Source organism: Paraburkholderia sp. GAS32 (assembly GCF_050434225.1).
Classification (GTDB): domain Bacteria; phylum Pseudomonadota; class Gammaproteobacteria; order Burkholderiales; family Burkholderiaceae; genus Paraburkholderia; species Paraburkholderia madseniana.
Genome location: NZ_JBNPVS010000007.1, coordinates 1 through 18,931, shown reverse-complemented (window position 1 = coordinate 18,931; position 18,931 = coordinate 1). Strand labels below are relative to the sequence as shown.

The following is an 18,931-nucleotide window of genomic DNA, read 5'->3' as shown; positions in this document are numbered from 1 at the left end:
CGTGAGTTGGAGCCTGGAAGATTTCAAAAAGACGTCTCTGGACGTAGGGCAGTGGTGCTGGGGAACACTGCAAGGAGCATTCAATGAAAAGCAGACCATCAGTCAGGTCATCACGGATGCTGCCATCGGAATGATTCCGCTCGTGGGCGATGTGACGGCCGCCCGCGACCTTCTCTCTGTCTCCATTCACCTGAGCACGGACCCGAGAAAGCGCGAGGAGATCATGGAGTGGGTGCTGCTCGTCATTCTGGTGTTCGCCCTGATACCGATGGTTGGTGGCGTAATCAAGGGCGTAGGCCGGTTGGCATTGCGGGTTGAAGGTGTTGTCGCCAAAGACCATGCGCTCCTTGCGGAAGTCATCCAGTTCCTGAACCGGATGGGCCACGGTGACGCGCCGAAGTGGCTGAAAGCGCTGAACATCGCACAGTACGAATCTCAGGTCCTCACCAAGCTGAAGGACTTTTGCGCGACCGTCCAGCTCGCCATTCGCAAGTCTCTTGAAGCACGTGTTGGAAAACTGTTGCCCGAAGTCTGGCGCAGCAAAATCGACCAGGTGAGCGCGGGGTTCGCCGCGCTGCAGGACATGGCGGATCGCATGGTCCCCAAGGCGTTGCGGGAATTCGAGGCGAAGCTCAAAACGCTGCAGAACATGGTCTATCGCGGCGAAATTCACGAAATTGCTACAGGCGGCATGCCGAAGGTGCGCCGCGAAGCAGAGGCGTATCTTGAAGAACGACGGCTCGCGCGGGAAATCCGGCGTGGCAAGTTCCCTTCCTCGGAATGCCGCGCTGATAGTGGCGAGGTCGAGGCAATGCTGACCAGCAAGTACGAGCCCAAGATCAAAGCAGGCTGGCCTGATATCCTGAAAGACCGCGGCGAGATTGCCAGCTACGGGAAGAAACCGGTTTTCACGAAGGTCGCAACGTTCTCTGGGGAGATTTCTGCGATAGGGTCCGAGGAACTGGCTGGCAAGAAGCTGTATCGAGCCTTCGGCAATCCCTCCAAGCATGCGCCATACCCTGGCGGGAGTAAGGCGGGAGGACGGCAGCCCGCTTTCTGGGGTGTGGGTGAGGTGCCCAAAAGTGCGGAGGAATGGCGGACACGCTCGGCCGTGCTCGACGAGTGGAACGGCAACGGTTTTCTCGCGATCGTGCATCTGCCTGCGGACCTGCCTGCCCATATGGATCTGAAAGCCTGGTCTGGGCAGATTGCCGAGCAGTACGGTGAGAAGGTTCCCACGCAATATCTCGAAGGTGGCGGCCAGCAACTCGTCGTCGATCTCGGGGAACTTGCCGACGAAATTACCGCGGCGGGCGAGATGCTCAAGCGAGGCGAGCTGCCACCGAAAATTTCGAAGAATGGCGTGACCGTCGAGCTTCGGGCGACGAACTGGACGAACGTCGAAGACGTCTATGGCTACAGCAAGTTCGACGAAAACGTGCGCGGCGCGGCGCAGACGCGTCGCCTTGGGACGGAAGAAATCCAGACCAAGGTGACCAATAGCAGTGCAACCGCGGTGGCGCGTGCCGCCAATTCAGACAACCGGTAACGGACGACGGGACCACAATGAAGTTGTTCAGCATGCGCGATGAAACGACGCGCCGTCAGGTTTTCTGGCTCCTGAAGAGATTGACAAGCTACAGCCTCTGGGCCAAGAAGCGCGACGACTGGGAGATTTTCACGCGTGCGTATGAAAACGCAGTTAAGACTTGGCCTAGCAGTCAGCGTGAACAGATGCCAGCGGATAACCTGCCGCGCATTTATGGCATCCTCAGCGCCTACAACAAGGGCTTGGACGAACTGCGGCAGGGCTACCGTTTCGTCTGGCGCCAAGGGGAAGCGTTCGACCAAGCGCTAACGGACTATCACGTCGTCGCCAAGTACTTTTACCCGGATGGCGACTATTGGGAGCGCGGCATTCAGGAGGCGCCTTACCCGCCCAAGGTTGAAGCGCTGAATCTGCTTATGCGCGGAAGCGAGTATGTGGGCGAGCACGCTGCCTGTGAGGTGCCCGCGGGTGATGATGCGACTGCGCAATTCACGGCGGCCGGCGCGCTGCTCAATCCTGAAGCGTATGTTTTTCGCTTCTATCAGCTCGGCTTTCCCGTCTTTCCCGAGCCATTGTCACCCGTGCCGCAGCCGACCGGCGTCGTGATCCTCACGGGCGACACCGTGCCCGTCGATGGCATATGGGAACCGGTCACGATCACCCGCGGGAAAGTGCTTGGCCTTATCCCGGTAGGCGCCACCAGCAGCGAGAATGCGGGCTGCTTTAACTACCTTGTTCAAGGCACGCGTGCGCCTCGCATGACGGGACCTTTCAACGAGAGTCGTGGCTACGCCGAAGACATCGATGTGAGCTGGTGCCTGCTTTGGAAGGATGATCGCTACACGGACGGTTTGATTCCCGACGAGTCCGAATACTTTCTGACGGCGCCGGGGGGCGTGCCCTACATCGAACCGGATCGAGTCATCCCGGCGGTGAGAACGGGCGAAGTATGCCCGGCCACTGGACATTGGCAAGCGACGGGCCATCCGGAACATCAGGTACATGTTGTCAAGGGTGCGGTCATGCCAGATCTGGTGATCAAGGACTGGTCAGACGCTGGCAAGGTGCACTACGTGGAGTGGACTCTTCTTCGCCAGGACAAAGAGGAGCGCTGAAAACCGAGGACGTCGTGACCCGTCGACTCGTCTTCAACGGCGACGAATCCGACCGCATCGGAGTCGTGTTCGAAGATGTTGCGGTGCACCTCAGTTAAAGGTTGCGGTATGCAGTATTTCGTATCCAGCCCGGGAAAAAATCGCCTCGTTGGCGGCAGCATCATGAAGTTTGGGAGCTAACTGAACTGGATGGCTACGCTAGATTTTTCCACGGGCACACTGACGATTGATGCGTCTATGAGCCTCTTTCAACACAAACCGTCACTTGACGACTTGCGGTTGACCGGGGCAACGGAACTGGCGAAGCACGACGAGTGGGAAAGCTATGGCATTTAGAACGTGAAAGTCTGGGGAAGGACTTTTGGCGTGACGGCTCGCTATCGCAGCCAAAAGCTCGCAATAGTCGACTTCGTATGGCAAGACGGCGTCGCGAGGAAAACCGACTGGTCGGCAACTGAAGACGACCTTGTGAAGGAAAAGAAGGCGCTATCGAAATCGATCGCTTTCGAAGCGCGGCAGCCTTGTGTGTCTTCTACGATCGGCGCGGATACGTTTGTCTTCAACTGGGGAACACTCACGGTGCGGGCCGATCTGCGCTCAATGGTTGTTACGACCAGCGTTGCGTACACGGGCTTGGAAAAAAAATAGGCGGGTGACACAACGGTTCGCGAAACAAGATTGAATGCGCGAGAAACCTTAAGCTTTAAAGGCACCATGAAACGATTTCTAATTTTGAACGGCGACAAAACGACAGCTAACGGCGTCGTTCAGGCAGCCCCCACCTCTATTCAATTGAGCGATAAAAATGTCGCCCACGAAGGAGATCCAGTCGCATGCCCGGCTTGCAATACAACGGGGAAAATCCAGTGCGACGGACCGCGCCAGATCATGACCGCGCCGGACGGAAGACACGCCGCATTAAGCGATGATCTATGTATTTGTGGCTGTCATCCGCCACCCCGGTTGCTGGCTTCCCAGCAGATGATGTCCACGGAAGCATAACAGTGTGGATTCATTCCGGTTCGCTTGGCGGCAGTTTGTGCTGCTTGCCTGAAATAGGCGGCCCCATGGCTTGTAACCGCATTCGGAGGGCGAGCTATTTTTACCTCTATTCAGATAGCATGGAAGTGAGAGGAAATTAATTCCGATTTGACATTTGTTTCTCAATACCTGATTGCGTTAAACGTCCAATTCTTTGTAATATCGCGCGATAGCGCGGGGGCGCAAATTGCATAAATAAGAGGCGGCATGGGTGCTCAGGACATAATCGCGGCAATAAAAGGTGGTTTGTTGCAAAGCGACCGGCTGCTGAAACTCGATACGCAACTGGGTACTAACGTCCTCTTGCCGCAGAGGCTGTCGGGCCATTCCGGCCTCGGCCGGGATTACGAGATCATTCTGGACACGGTTTCAACTAACGCCAATATCGAGCTGAAAACGCTGATCGCCCAGCCGGTCACGCTTTGGGTGCAGCAAACCGACGAATCTTATGCCCCGCACCACGGTTATGTCCACACCGCCCGCCGTCTAGGCTCTGATAGCGCGATTACCAGTTATCAGATCGGCTTCGTCTCCTGGATGCATTTTCTGCATTTCAGAAAAGATGCACGTATCTGGCAGGATAAAACTGTCGACGAAATTCTCACTGATGTATTCAATATGCATCCCCAGGCGCAGGGTGCATTCCGTTTTGCGTTGCGCAATCCTTTGCCGCAGCGCTCGTTCTGCGTGCAGTACGAGGACGACTGGAATTTCTGTCACCGCCTGATGGAAACGGAAGGGCTGTTCGGCTATTTCGAGCAGGCCACTGACGGCAAATCTCATACCCTGGTCGTGACCGACGATATCGGCAGCCTGCAACCGCTTTCGCCGCAGGCGGTGGATTTCTACCGCTCGGGCACCAACAGCGAAACCGACGCCTTCGTGCAGTGGAGCGGTACGCGCACGCTGCAGAGCACGACGCTTACTACCCGTACGTTCGACTACAAGTCGCCGTCAACGGGCGCGAATCCGAAAGGCACGACGGTCCCCACGCTGACCACGCAGGGCAACCTGCCGCAGCAGGCGGAAGTGTACGAGTACACGGGCGCGTATACATACGGACAGCAGGACCGCGGCGATCAGCTGTCGAAGATACGCATGGAAGAGTGGGAGTCGCGCGCGAAGCGTTTCCACGGCGTAGGCGCAGTCCGCCGCATCGACGCGGGCCGCTGGTTCGAACTGCAAGACCATCCGGAGCACAGCACCGACAGTCAGCAGGACCGGCAGTTTGCCGTTATCGCTGTCGAGTGGGTCATCGAGAACAACCTGCCGGTGTCTAGTGGCACGACGGACTTCCCGCACAGCCTGAAGCAAACGATCGCCGCGGCCCGCGCGCAGCACGCAAACAATCCAATGCTAGTCGTCAAAGCGGCAGACGGCAGCGAAGGTTTCTTCATGGCGATGGTCGAAGCACAGCGCAAGGCCATCCCGTTCCGCAGCCCGCTCGAGCATCAGAAGCCCGAGATGCACATGCAGACGGCAACCGTGGTTGGCCCTGCGAACGAGGAAGTCTTCGCGGATCCGCTGAACCGCGTCAAGGTGCAGATGCACTGGGACCGGCTGAACCCCGGCGATGAAAACGCGTCGTGCTGGATGCGCGTCGCGCAATCGCATGCTGGTGGTGGGCACGGCGGTGTACACGTACCGCGCATCGGCGAAGAAGTCATTGTGTCTTTCCTCGATGGCGACTGCGACAAGCCGCTCGTTACCGGGCGCGTCTATAACGGCGGGAAGACACCGGACTGGCATTCGAACGGGATTCTCTCAGGCTACAAGTCCAAGGAATACCAGGGCAGCGGGTACAACCAGATGGTGATGGACGATGCGACTGGCCAGAACCGGGTGCAGCTCTACAGCACGAGTGCAGACTCCCAACTGCATCTCGGCTATCTGATCGCGCAAACAGGCAACTCGCGCGGTGCCTACCTCGGCAGCGGCTTTGATCTGAAGTCCGATGCGTATGGTGCACTTAGAGCTGGGCAAGGCTTGTATGTGTCGACGCATCCAACGACTGGGACCTCAAGCCAGCCTCTCGACGTACGCGAAGCAAATAGTCAACTCGTCAATTCCGAAGGCGTGATCGAGGCGCTCTCGCAGGCGAGCGAAACCCATCAGGCAGAAAGTCTGAAAGACGGTCACAACTCGCTCAAAACCTTTACCGATGCGACACAGAGCAGCGTAGCGGGCGCAACAGGTAGCGGTGGCAATACCGCAGGCGGGGGCACTGGCAATGCCAACGGCTTCAAGGAACCGATCATGCTGTTCGCGACGCCATCGGGCATCGGGATGTCGACACAACGGTCAGCACACGTCGCCGCGACCGAGCATGTCAACCTCGTCAGCGGCCAGAGCACACACATTGCGACAGGCAAGTCGCTGCTCGTGAGCGTTGCCGAAAAGATCAGCCTGTTCGCACAGAACGCGGGTATGAAGCTTTTCGCGGCGAAAGGAAAAGTCGAAATCCAGGCGCAAGGCGATAACCTTGAAATCACCTCCCAGAAGACGTTGAAGTTGCTCTCCGCGACGGAGAGGATCGATGCCGCTGCCAAGCAGGAAATTCTTCTCACGGCGGGGGGCGCATACGTGCGCATTTCCGGTGGGAACATCGAGATTCATGCCCCCGGAAAAATCGATATCAAGGGAGCCCAGCACGCTTTCAGCGGCCCAACGAGTCTCGATCGAACCTACAACTCGGAAGGGAAGAAAGCAGATATGCGGATCCGTTACATGGACACCGAAGGCAATGTGCCAGAGGGAGAACCGATCAAGCTCGCGTCCGAGGACGGGGTGGTGCACAACGTCGTCCTGGACGGAGAAGGAAAAGGCGAGTTGAAGGGTATCGATTTCGGCAAGTTCGTGGCAGACCAAGTCAAGCGAAGCGGAGAATAACAATGGGAAACCGTCCCCTGATCCAACATACCGTCTGCATCGATTTGCCGGGTGAACCGGTCGAATGCTGGGCCGAGACCGACGTCACCGTCCTGCTTCGCAAGCACCGCGATGTGATATTCGACGTGCACCTTTCCAAAGGAAAGACCTACACCGTCGAAGCAGCGGACGATTGGATCTACGATACGCGCAAAAAGCAGCGCGTAAAGAGCGCGACGTTCCAGGACGGCGAGCGTCTCCACATCTGGATAGGCCGCGATTTCAAGGGTTTTCTTCTGTTGAGGGTTGGCACGACTGAGCTACAACGCTACTCAATGTTGCTTCTCAACACGGATAACCACGGGGAAGACCCGAAAACAAAACCCGAACCGATTATCCTGACTTACGGCGCGCAGGCAGGGATCAGCGCGTCTCCTCAGCTCGCCTTGTTTTCTTCAGGCGGGAAGCCAACTGCCGGTCAACCTGGTTTAGCCAGTCGTTTCATGGAGCCGAGCTGGCAGATGGGGTTGACGCCATACCCTACCGCGACGACGTTCTTCGACGATCCGTTTAGTTGCAAAAAGCTTGTGCCAGTGAAGTTACCTCCTGCCACGCATCCGGCACCTGAACAGATCGGACATGTCTTTGAAGTGGATGTCACCACCATTCCGTCAGACCTCGTAAAGGCACTCGAGACAGGCGGTGCTGACGAAACGGCCATTGATACCCAAAAAGTCGCAACTCGCAACTGGATCATCGGCCAATTCATCGGGACGGCTGGATACTTCGGTGACAATCTTCCGTGGGTGTCCGAGCTTTGGAAATCCAACTTCAGGCTATTGAGGATCGTTCACAAACGGGCCGGGCCAAAGTGGTACGTGGTCTTCAAAGGCAGTCTCAAATCCCGCGAGGAAATCACAGCGGCGAAGTACTCAGTCAAGAACTCAAAAATATTCGCCATAACGGGCGGCGCAGGCTCGGCCGAATCGATGGCGCAGTCGGCGTGGAAGAGCGCTAAGGGTGCGGTAACCACAAAGGCCGGTGTGATTACAATTGTGCTCACCATCGGACTTGACTTTGCTGAGTGGTACAACGATTACAAACAGGTCGACAATGCGGGGCATCACAAAAAAGATTGGTTCGATCTGTTTGCTAAGGTGGGAATTGATCTCGCCGTCGCCGGCCTAACCGCTGCTTTGACTTCATTGATAGTCGGCGGTCTGGCGACCGCCAGCATTGCCGCGGGTCTCGCTACATTCCCAGTGGTCGCTACCGTAGCAATTGCGATCGGTGTCGCCGTTGGTGTTGGTTACGTCGTCAACTTGATCGACAAGAAAGTGCACTTCACGGATTGGGTCGCCTCCAAGCTACGCGAGGCGGCGGCGCTGTACGAGAAAAATATGCCGACTGACTATAATCCGTATTCGCCAATGTTTGGAGGAATGCCGTGACGCATGTTGTAGTGGATACAAACACAGGAAATCAACTGCGTTCGACGGTTCTTCGCGGGCTCGGCGCCACCTTGCTACTGCACGCGTTCTCGATCACTCTAGCGTTCGCGGCATATCGCTACGACTTCGAAGTTTCGAGTTTGCCTGGACAGATCAGTATCGCGCTGGCGTTGCTTTGCATCTTCTCGCCGCTCGTTGCTTTGCTTGCTTTTCGAAACACAAGACGATTCGTTGTCTACGGCTGGGTGAGATTGTTCAATCTGCTATCTGCGTATACGCTAGTTGGCATTACGTTCTACTACTTCTATTTCATTTTCGCACCGATACCCGTGCCAGCCAGAACGATCGGCTTGTTAGTAGGCGGAATCTTGACGCTTTACTGGATTGTGTTTTCGTATCGTGCGCTTAGTAGCTTCATCAAGAAGTCAAAGTTCGTCGAAAAGGCGTTCAGCTTCTCTGGTGCGTCAACTCAGTGCGATGACAAGTTTTTTGAAATTCTCAATAAGTTGTACGAGGAAAAGAATCCGTTCCCTGCTTGGCACACGTGGATCGTCATGGGAGTCGCACCGTTTTTTCTGGTGCTCAATCGTCTGCTGTCCGCTTATTTCGGCTCGCAAGGCGTGTTATTTTTCATCGCAGCAATCACGTTTCCTGCATCACTTTGGCTACTTGGCCTGACCGTTCGGGTCTTCGTCATCATGATTCAACTACCCCTATCGTTGGAAAAGAGCGCCGGTAAGCCTGTCAAGATCAGCGCGGACGCTGTGTTTTAACGTGTTATGGCAAAGAAATCGCCCAGTGAGGTTTGGAGGCTAATCTTCCGGTCTGTTCCTATTTCGATAGTATTGAACGTCGTCTGCGCAGCAATCGCATATTTTTTCTACAACCGCGTTTTCAAAACTTCGTCCATGCCTTGCCAGCTGGCGATAATGATGCTTGTTGCTTGCATCATATTTCCAGTTGCGTTCGGTCTTGCTGATAAGGGAGCATCTCGCCTGCGCTCGGCGGGTCTTGCCGGCATCTTCGCCACCGGGTCGGTCTATTTCACGTTTGGAGTTACCTTCTACTTTTTTTATTTCCTGCTCGCGCCCATGCCCGTGATTTTTCACGTGATAGGTGTTGGGGGCGGTTTCGCGTTGACTGCGTACTGGATGACGTTAGCCGGAAAGGAAGTGCGCCGGGCACTCGCAACATCGAAGTTCGTCGGACAGTCGTTTGAAGACGTGGGCGACGTACTTCACTACAGACTCGCGAATATGGCGAAGCTTGAGGCGTTCATCAAGGCAAGAAGTCCTTCGGGCAAGTTACATATGTGGCTTGTCATGCTTATCGCGCCATTTTCGCTGATGTTGGGCCGCATTCTTTCTCCATACTTCGGATCACACGGCGCTCTGTTCCTGGGAGCCGTCATCATGTTTCCTGCCTCACTGTGGGTCGCCGGACTCCTGGTAAGGCAGTACCTGGTTATGATTCATCTGCCACTGACGCTTGAGCGTTCGCGGGGCAACCCGTGGTTCTGATTGCATAGGTATCGAGCGCGGTAAGGCCACGGAACATGAGGCTGCCAGATACTTGGAACAGCGGATACTCAAAGACCACAATGCCTTTCGTGGTGAAGGGGCAAGACGATCTACGAGCCTACAGAGTCAGACTTCGATAGAAGCCGAGCTCTGAGACGCGACCAGTTTCGGCGGTGGAGTGCACTGGCAGATGCGCAGGTCGTCACTCAGTGCCGCCCGTCGACCGTCAGGTCCAGTCATCGGTAGACGCGGCCCATCGCACTAGATCTTTCCGGTCTAGTGGCACGCTGGGCACGGGACGTCATCGCCTTCGCGCGCAATTTGCCGCCGTTGCAATTCGAGCGTGGTTGATCGGGCGATAGGGCTCGGATGGATTGCATGGCCTCGGCCGCGCTTCTCCGGATCAGGTCTTGTCGATATATCCGACGAGTTCCCATGTCACCTGCGTAGTGTGCTGGCGGGTGCCCATCCAGCGGTCAATGAACGCTAATTGCCGAGGTTCATGCACGTTGAGCGAGGGCAGCACGTCGCCCTTCAAGAAACGTCGTTGCGCGTCGCCAGTCTGGCCAGCGCTGAGTTTCGCGCACCATACGCCGTCTTCGGGGCACGGCTCACCAGTGCGCGCCACAGTACCGAGCGGTACACGTGCCAAGACATTTGCCGGCTGCTCGTTCTGCGATGTCTTACCTGACATCCCGGGCAACGGCAGGCCCGTAGCCGGATCGAGATTCTTTTCCTTGCTTAACCTGTCGATGACCTCATCTGTTGGCCTCTCCGGAGGTGTAGCCGCTGCTCGTATTTTTTCCCACTGGAATGTGCCGTCCCAAGTCGGTAGCTTCGTTGGTGGTAGTGGAACAATACTGTCGATGTCCGGAACCTTCGGGTTGCGGCCCTCATTGCGGGTGATGAAATCGCCCACAAGACCATAGCGTTTTGTGCGTTCTGGGTCATTGGACAACGCAAGGAAATACAACCGATTGCTTGCCGACGGACCTGTAAAACCGTTGGCCAAGAATGAGGTTGAATTCGCATCCCCTGCTGCTGCCCCCTTCTGGAATGCCTTTACGGCATCAGAATAGAGTGAGGCGCTCTGAAGGTTCACGCCTAGCTTTGTGGCTGCCGCACCATGGCCCTGATCGGCGGCGCATTGACGCATTTGCCTTGCGATTTCCGGCGCCTTATCGGCCGGAGCAAGCAATTCCGCGATGTAGTATTGCGCTTCCGGATTGCCCAGATCCGCCGCTTTGCGGAAATGGCGCAATGCGTCTTCCGTGTTTTGCTTTACGCCATAACCCGTTTCAAGATAGTGCCCCATGTCGTAGTAACCACCGGGCACGCCTTGCTTAATCAACTGTTCGGCTAGGTCAACCGATTCAGTTTGAGCATCGGGTGACTTCGCAAAACCCTCGGAGAGCAGTTTTTGCAAGTTACCGTTCGCTTTGTAGTGGCCATTGGCAGCTGCGATACGGTATAGGCGGGTGATTTCATCAAAATCCTTAGGACCGTCGGCTGTCTGCAGGTAGCGACCGTACTTGAAGAGTTTGTCCGCGTCCGGATCGAGCTGCGGAAGATTGTCTGCTTCATGTACGCAGGTAAATGCCAGACTTGCGCGGACGGAAGCCATGTCGGGTGCAGAAGACACTGCATCCTCCTTGTGGGAACAGGCGGTCAGAAGAGAAAGCGAGACGAAAAGGAACAACGTGACCAGGCGCATCGCTTAATCCTTATAAGTGCGAATGGGGCTGTCCCGTTGAAAGCCAACTAAGGAAGCGACAGGAGACTCCGTCTTGCCCGCCTGAAGGTCTGCATTCTTGATAATGATATCGCCCCAGGTGGTGAATATCCTGTCCAGTTTGTCACTTACGATCGCACCTCCGGTGTGCAAGTCCCACAGTCGTTGCCGTAGCGGCTTGGTGACTTTATCGCTTTCCGGAACACAGATATTCAGTTCGCTGTCGACCTCCATGCTTCGCAAGTTGATGTTCGCGGACCCCAAGGTCAGGAAGGCATCGTCGACAATCATCAATTTCGCGTGCACGTACACGTAGTCCCATTTTCCAGGTGGTGAATCAGGCGCGACGAGCGTGCAAACATGGACCTTCAGGCCTGTCACCTCCGACGGCAGGATTTTCTGCTTCGCGTTCGCGTTGCTCTGCTGTTGTTGCTTTATTTCGTTTAGCTTTTGCTGGATTTCCTGCTGACGCATCCGGCTTTCCTGGATGAAGTTCATAGCGCCTATCACAGCCGAAGAAGTAAAGTCGACGCCGGTCGATTCCATTTTCTTTTCCGATGCCTGCTCGGCCTCAAGCTGGGCCTCCAATTCTTTTTGTTGCGCATCAAGCGACTCGCTGCGCTCGACGCGCGTGACGCCATCCATTGCGTCGTCACGACCAAGTGCATGAAGCATCCGATACGTGTTGTACGTGCCCGTACCCATTCCCTCGTCAGTAGAGTTCGTGACTGCAAATAGATAGAGACAGCCATGAGATCCAGCGTCGCGACCGTTGCTAAATTGTGCTTTCGCGGCCTCCGTTATCTTGTCTGCGAGGGGCTTGTAGCGGAAGTATTGGTTTTCAATGTACACAAAACTAGTGTGATTATTGATCGCCTGCAGGTACATCGTCTCTATATCACGTTTCCCATGCTTGCCCTGCTGCGATTGGGTCCGGAGTATCTGTGCCATCACCGGCGCGTCAAAGTCGCGGCGCAAGGGCAATGGTTTTGCAATTGCGTCGCGCGACTGTTCTAAGTGCTGGCCGGTGGCGTCGTCCCATGCCTGGCAGAAATTTTTATTCATGTACTGGAGGATCGGCCCACTCACGCGACTCGAAATGTCCTGACGCGGATGAAGGCCGTTGCGACCTACGCGAGGATCGAAACGCACATAACTGTGTTTGTCCTTGTCCCAGTAGGTGTCCAGCATATTGTGTCCCATCAGGAACCCAAACGCCCGATCAGGGACTTCATAGTCGATCAGGACCATCTTCTGATGATGAGTAGGCTCGAACGCGAAGGAGCCGCTATTTGCGGCCTTGGTGCCGATACCTCGCCCTGGATCGTTGCTCTTCAACCATGCGCGCCACGCAATTTCACCTCGCTCGATCGGGTCGAAATCGCGAGTTGCGAACTCAAAATTCGGAATGGTAGCTGGCTTAGGCCCTATCGAAATAGTGTACTTCGTGACGTTGCTCGCATTGGCGATCTTGTACCAATCGATATCTAACTCGCGTTGCCAATCCTTCTGATAGTCCTTTGAAACCAGCGTCGAGTTTGCAACCCACGAATCGGGGACTTTGGTTTTGAGCCAAGTCAGGAAGGGGCTGTTGCCAGGCATATTATTCTCGCCCCATTCGGCGATATGAGTGTCATCCATCCAGCACAAGAGGCGTACCTTGACACCTGCTACCGCCTTCTGCGCTAACAAATGGCCAATTGGCAAGGAATGATTGTCAAAGCCGCGCTTAAAATACATCGATGGCTGAAATCCCCAGCAGATAATATCGACTGAGTGCTTCGCATCGACGATCGCGTCATATATTGCGCTGAACGCATCTTCGCCGTTGACTAGTGGCTTGAATGTTCCGTAGTCCGGAGCATATTCGCTTTTCTGTACAAACCAAGGTGACGATAAGGTCGCCTCACGTGTTTGATTCGTCGGTAGAGGGGTGGTGATTTTGCTTGGTTGCGCCATTACTTATTCCTCTGTCCCGGGATTGAGCAGATCGAAATATTTTTGACGGTGAACTGCCCGATCAACCGTGCTCGCGCCCCCATCCGGACTTCCCTCGTGGAAGTGAAAACCCAGATTCGCCAGCGCGCCGTTTGCCGCATCGCCTCGATATTCCCCGGGCACCGGAATCTCATGCTTGACGCCATTGGCCATTTCAAGTGTGTATTTTTGCGTCGTCACGTGGTGATCGATCGGTACCTGCCCAGTGCGATCGATTACGCCCTGTTTCACCAGTGCCCCGTCCGCAAACAACTTATAAGGCATCCCCGCAGGCACGACACTGGTCGCAGACGGCGAAGCAACGGTGTTCAGCATCAACCGCTGCGTCGGCATATCCTTGAACGCGGGGTTATTCACATCCATTCGCGCCGGACCGCTGAACGAGTGTTGCGCACCCTTGATATCGATCTTCCCCGGCGCATGAATTTCGATGTTGCCGTCCTTCATGCGAATGTAGGCCCCCGCGGATGTGAACAGGATCTCTTGCTGTGCGGCCACCTTAATGGATTCGGTCGCTGAGATGAGGCGCACAGACTTCTGCGCGGTCAACTCGACATTGTCGGCATGCGCCTGTACTTCAACTTTCCCCTTCGCCGCGAACAGCTTCATGCCGGCGCTTTGCGCGAACAGGCTCAGCTTCTGTGTGATGCTCGCAACTAGCGACTTGCCCGTCGCAACGTGTGTGCTTTGCCCACTGACCAGATTGATGTGTTCGTTGACGGTGATATGAGCTGACTTCTGCGTCGATAAAGCGATGCCCGCCGGCGCCGCCATCAACATGATGGGCTGCTTAAATGTGTTTGCACTTCCTGTGCCGCCGCCTGCCGTGTTACCGCCGCCTGTCGACGCTCCCGTGGTGCTATTTTGGGTAGCACCAGTGAAAGCATTAAGCGCCTCGTGACCGCTCTTAAGGCTTTCCGCCTGTGAGATCTCACTAGCCTGGGAGAGCGCATCGATCACGCTTTCCGAGTTGACCAGCTGATCGGTGGCCGCGCGGGCGTCGAGCGGTTGATTCGTGGTAGGGTGAGTTGAAACATACAACCCTCGATCGGCTCGAAGCGCGCCATAGGCATCCGACTTCAGGTCGAACCCACTGCCAAGATAGCTGCCTCTCGTGTTGCCGCTTTGGTCGATGAGATATCCCAGATGCAGGTGCGCATTTGTGCTGCTGCTATAGAGCTGAATGCGGTTCTGTCCCGTCGCATCATCCATCACCATCTGGTTGTAGCCGCTGCCTTGATATTCCTTGGACTTGTAGCCTGACAGGATGCCGTTCGAATGCCAGTCCGGTGTTTTCCCGCCGTTATAGACGCAGCCGGTGACGAGCGGCTTGTCGCAGTCGCCGCCTGCCCAATCGATCAGAACCTCTTCGCCGACTCTCGGGACATGCACGCCACCGTATCCGCCGCCTGTATCGGCCATCGCGACCCGCACCCAGCATGATGCCTTTTCGTCGCCCTCATTGAGCCGGTCCCAATGAAAATGCACTTTGATGCGGTTCAGCGAGTCTGTATAGACTTCTTCGCTGCCAGGTCCAACGACGATCGCCGACTGTAGGTGCATCGACGGTTTGTGATGTTCAAGCGGACTGCGATACGGCACGACTTTGCGCTGTGCTTCGATTTCAACGAGGAAGAAACCCTCGCTGCCATCGCTGTGGGCAACCTTCATTCCGTCTTGGGAGCTATGATTTGATCTTGCTGCCGCCAGTTCGCTAATCAGGCTATGCGGGAAGTCGGCGGCCTGACTGGATGCCGGCAGGTTGTTCTCAACGAACCAGGCCGTCTCAATGATGGCAAACTGCCGGTTTTGAGTGCTATCCGTTCCGTGCTCAGCGTGATTGTCTAGTTGGAACCAATGGCCGGCATCCGCGCTTCGCACGCCACCTGCACCGAAGAAACGCTTTGCCCGAGATTCCCACTCTTCCATTCGGATCTTCGACAGTTGATCGCCGCGGTTCTGCTCGCCATAGGTATAGGCGCCGGTGTATTCGTAGACCTCTGCTTGTTTTGGTAGATTCCCTTGAGTCGCGAGGGTCGGCACGGTGGTACCTTTCGGGTTGTCCGGCGAACTCGGCACCTTGTAATCGAAAGTGCGTGTCGTGAGCGTGGCGCTTTGCAGCGTTCGTGTGCCGGACCACTGCACGAGCGCGTCGGTTTCACTGTTGGTGCCCGCCCGGTAGAACTGAACGGTTTGCGGCGAGAGTTGTTGAAAAGAGTCGAGGTTGTCCGTGACGACGAGCGTATGCGACTTGCCGTTGCTAGCCTGCTCGAAGTATCCGAACAAGCCTTCGCTTTCCATTAGCCGGTGAGCGAAATTCCAATCGCCCTCGTATTGCATGCAGAACGAACGCGAAGATAGCGGCTTGCTCAGCGCAAAACGAAATGCCCCTTGCGCCTGGGGATGCATGGTGAAGACATCGGTCAGAATCTGATCCGCAGACTTGTCCTGCCAGATCCGCGCGTCTTTGCGGAAGCGCAGAAAATGCATCCATGATGCAAATCCAATCTGGTAGCTTGTCAGTCCGCTTTCCGATCCGAGACGTCGCGCCGTGTGCACGTAGCCATGATGTGGCAGATAGGACTTGTCAGCCTGCTGGATCCACAGCGTGACGGGCTGCGCAATTAAGGTTTTGAGCTCGATGTTTCCAGATGCGGAAACGACATCGGCCGTAAATTCGAAATGGCGGCCAATCCGCGAATAACCGACAATCCGCTGTGGCAGCAGAATATTATCGCCGAGCGGGCTATCCAGTTTCAGGAGGCGGTCACTCTGGACGAGTCCGCCAGTTATTGCCCCGATTATGTCCTGCGCTCCCATACCGCCTCTTCTTGTTAGCTGATTGAGCCATCGCGCTCAGCGCGATTCTACAAAACTTCAGACTAATCAGCCAGCTAGCCAATATCAACCAGTGTAAAACGGTATTTATTTCCATAATCAGAATATGCGCATGGCATATCGGTAAATTCTGTTAAACGATCTTTTGACGGCTCTCCTGTTTGCCAGATAGATTACGATGCACCGGTTCGAAAACGGCGCAACCAGATAACACGATTCATGTCGCAGAGTCGCGAGAAAAGGCCGGCAATCGGCCAGTGTCCGCGAAAGCACCGCAACAAGACGCTGCTACTACTCATCACGGCAGCAGCCCTGCGTAAGCATTCGTCGCACGGGCACCTAACCGCGGCGAATCATTTCGACGCTGAAGGCGAACACGGCGGTGCCTATCGAATGGACAACGGGAGAAAATAGCAACGCCGGCTCCGGGCCAATGCATCTCACCTGACGCCGACGCCAAAGTTTACGTACGGTTTGAACGACATGACCGCGTGAATCAAAACTGGGTGTTATTGAGCACGGCCGCCACTTGAGTTGCTTCTGTCCGGGTGCCGATCGACACCCGGTCGCTCGCACTTCCTCAGTGGGCGGGATGCTCAAGACCATGCTCCAGCCTCAGGACCCTTGCGTTTCCCCTTCTGCCGAGGCTGGGCACAGGAAGTCGCCTCGCTCCCCATCATCCCCCGCGACATACTTGTCGAGATTGAGTATCGAGAGCGTGCCGCTATCCTGCCCTGAGCCGATGACATAGAGCGTCTTGTTGTCCTGGCCAAAGATCGCTTGGGAAGCGCCGTTTACGACGGGGTAGCTTCCCATGGAGAGCCGCGTGGCGACCTTGATCACGCTCACCGCCGGCGTTTTGCTATAGGTGTTCGCCACGGCGACGAGCTTGCCGTCATTGGTGCCGGCGATCATCTGGGCGGACGAGGTGCAGACAGGATAGGTCTTGCGCACGGCGAGCGTATGCGGATCAGCCCACGCCAACGCGTCTTGTCCGCCGGAGAGCCACACGCCGCCAGCGGACGCTATGGGCATGGCCGCGGAGAAATCGTTCAGTGCATGCTCCCCGACGAGACGGAAAGTCTGGGTGTCGAACTCGAGCATGGAAGACTTCGACACGGTATTCACAAAGAAGCGGCGATTATCTGCCGATAGCCACATCATGACCGGGCGCCTGAACACCCCTTGCGGAACGGACTGGTCCGACAACTTCAGTGTGGCCATCACCTGCGGCCAATGCGTGACGCTGACAACGGAAGCGCTGTCTTCCTGACCGTTCGCGACAAAGAGCCTGTCTCCGGCCGGGGAGAGGAGCACCTCACGCGGAAAGCTGCCCAGCTTGACCGCGTCGATCAACGTGCCGGTCGACAGATCAATGCGCACCAGGCTGTTTTCGCGCATCGAGGCGACATAGGCATAGCGTTCGTCGGCGCTCACCGCGATACCCGCAGCGCCCACGCCACGGCAGTAGCTATCGAGGCACTGGCTCGCCTTGAATGAATCTCCCTGAATAGTGCGGATCACCGCGCGCTTCGCGACATCGACCACGCTCAGCGTGTTGGCGGCATTGTCCGTGACGTAGACATATTTACCCGACGAGCCGATAGCCATATGGTCGGGATTCCTGCTCACGCTAATAACCGTGCCGGCGGCGATGCTGGCGGCGACGGGTGCGGGGCGGGTTCGCTTGTCTTCGCGGATCATCTGCTCAGCGGCCTGTGTCTCCTTGATGGCGTTCTGCTGAGCCTGCTCTTTGGCGCGTTGGGCCGAGATCTGGGATTTCCAATCCAGCAAGGCGGGGCTTTGACCGTGTTGGGCTACAGCGAAAAGCGCCGCACTGCCGAGTGCTCCGACTACTAGCGGCAAGCCGGCACGTTGAAAAATCGACTTCGTGGGATCGCCCTGACAGAGCACGAGCGCAGCCAGAAAACCCACAATGAGGCCACCACAGTGCGCGGCCTGGTCGACCCCGGCGGTGAAGAAACCGGACACCAGATTGATCGCGATAACCTGCGCAACGGCGCGACCGCTGATGCGAATGGACGAATCGCGAGGCCAGCCGTCCCGGTGCCAAATTGCCAATGCAATTGCGGCGCCGGCGAGGCCCATCAACGCACCCGACGCACCGACGCTGACCACGGGACGAATCGTCGTCACGGGAATCAACTCGCCCAACGCCTGTTGCATACCGCTAACCTCGTGGTAGCCATGCCACAATGCACTCAGCAAGCTCCCGCCGATCGCGGACAGCAGATAAATGACGCCAAACCGCAATGAACCGACCATGCGTTCGAGCAGGCTGCCCAGTATCAGCAGCATGTACATATTGAGCGCTAGGTGCAGCCAGTTCGCATGGAGGAAAGCGCTGCTGAGCAAGCGCCAGGACTCTCCGGTCAGCGTTAGCGGGGCGAAATTGGCCCCCCAGTCAAGCAGGCGCCCATTGTCGGGACTGCTGTAGCCCGATTGCATCCAAAGGAAAAGAAAGATCGCGATATTGGCAATCGCGAGAATCAATACCAGCTTGATATCGTTGAGTTTCTTTATAGATGTCATCCGCGCCCTCTCGCGCTTGTCAACTAGAACTGCGCCCCGTCGACGTTAGTCGCTCGACTGTGTCCCGTCTCGAAACCTAAAGGTTTGAAACGGCGGCTCCTGGGAGATGCGTACGCAGAATTTGGAGACATTTTTCCTGTTCGGATCGCCGCATTTCATAGAACGACAGCTTCCCCCGGCGTCAGACTACTTGTCGTGTTATCTGATTCCTATAGACATGGTCCGGGGGCGGTAAAATCAGGGTGAATGAAAGCCTACTCAGCAGA

At 56.2% G+C, this 18,931-nt stretch carries 12 protein-coding genes and 1 pseudogene; 8 read left to right on the top strand and 5 right to left on the bottom strand.

Translation table 11 applies throughout. The features are described from left to right. The first annotated feature begins 1 nt into the window (after position 1). The 8 genes from P3T25_RS10755 (at position 2) to P3T25_RS10720 (ending at position 9,544) form a co-directional block, all read left to right on the top strand. Positions 2 to 1,549, top strand: a complete 1,548-nt coding sequence (locus tag P3T25_RS10755; RefSeq protein WP_429358060.1) for a hypothetical protein — start codon at positions 2 to 4, stop codon at positions 1,547 to 1,549. Between the two features lie 17 nt (positions 1,550 to 1,566). After that, a complete protein-coding gene (locus tag P3T25_RS10750) occupies positions 1,567 to 2,664 on the top strand; it encodes an Imm72 family immunity protein (RefSeq protein WP_429358059.1) in 1,098 nt (365 codons plus the stop codon). Between the two features lie 366 nt (positions 2,665 to 3,030). Further along, positions 3,031 to 3,312, top strand: coding sequence for a hypothetical protein (locus P3T25_RS10745; RefSeq protein ID WP_429358058.1), 282 nt, complete (start codon positions 3,031 to 3,033; stop codon positions 3,310 to 3,312). A gap of 66 nt (positions 3,313 to 3,378) precedes the next feature. After that, positions 3,379 to 3,666, top strand: coding sequence for a PAAR domain-containing protein (locus tag P3T25_RS10740; protein ID WP_429358166.1), 288 nt, complete (start codon positions 3,379 to 3,381; stop codon positions 3,664 to 3,666). Positions 3,667 to 3,912: 246 nt separating this feature from the next. Beyond that, positions 3,913 to 6,594 (top strand): type VI secretion system Vgr family protein, encoded by a 2,682-nt coding sequence (locus P3T25_RS10735; RefSeq protein ID WP_429358057.1) that lies wholly within the window; start codon positions 3,913 to 3,915, stop codon positions 6,592 to 6,594. Between the two features lie 2 nt (positions 6,595 to 6,596). Further along, positions 6,597 to 8,024: a hypothetical protein gene (locus P3T25_RS10730; protein ID WP_429358056.1), complete on the top strand. Its 1,428-nt coding sequence runs from the start codon at positions 6,597 to 6,599 to the stop codon at positions 8,022 to 8,024. Further along, positions 8,021 to 8,797, top strand: coding sequence for a hypothetical protein (locus P3T25_RS10725; protein WP_429358055.1), 777 nt, complete (start codon positions 8,021 to 8,023; stop codon positions 8,795 to 8,797). The genes P3T25_RS10730 and P3T25_RS10725 overlap by 4 nt, the downstream gene beginning before the upstream one ends. Before the next feature lie 72 nt (positions 8,798 to 8,869). Continuing rightward, on the top strand, positions 8,870 to 9,544 hold the full coding sequence (locus P3T25_RS10720; protein ID WP_429358054.1) for a hypothetical protein: 675 nt from the start codon (positions 8,870 to 8,872) through the stop codon (positions 9,542 to 9,544). Between the two features lie 126 nt (positions 9,545 to 9,670). Here P3T25_RS10720 and P3T25_RS10715 read toward each other — a convergent pair. From P3T25_RS10715 to P3T25_RS10695, 5 genes and pseudogenes are all read right to left on the bottom strand, one after another. Continuing rightward, a pseudogene (locus tag P3T25_RS10715) lies at positions 9,671 to 9,919 on the bottom strand (PAAR domain-containing protein). A 28-nt stretch (positions 9,920 to 9,947) separates the two neighbouring features. Beyond that, positions 9,948 to 11,258 (bottom strand): SEL1-like repeat protein, encoded by a 1,311-nt coding sequence (locus tag P3T25_RS10710; RefSeq protein ID WP_429358053.1) that lies wholly within the window; start codon positions 11,256 to 11,258, stop codon positions 9,948 to 9,950. 3 nt (positions 11,259 to 11,261) lie between these two features. Beyond that, a complete protein-coding gene (locus P3T25_RS10705; protein WP_429358052.1) occupies positions 11,262 to 13,235 on the bottom strand; it encodes a phospholipase D-like domain-containing protein in 1,974 nt (657 codons plus the stop codon). 3 nt (positions 13,236 to 13,238) lie between these two features. Further along, positions 13,239 to 16,094 (bottom strand): type VI secretion system Vgr family protein, encoded by a 2,856-nt coding sequence (locus P3T25_RS10700; protein ID WP_429358051.1) that lies wholly within the window; start codon positions 16,092 to 16,094, stop codon positions 13,239 to 13,241. 633 nt (positions 16,095 to 16,727) lie between these two features. After that, the gene (locus P3T25_RS10695) at positions 16,728 to 18,665 is read right to left on the bottom strand and encodes a rhomboid family intramembrane serine protease (RefSeq protein ID WP_429358050.1); all 1,938 of its coding nucleotides are present in this window, start codon (positions 18,663 to 18,665) and stop codon (positions 16,728 to 16,730) included. Positions 18,666 to 18,931: the final 266 nt, after the last annotated feature.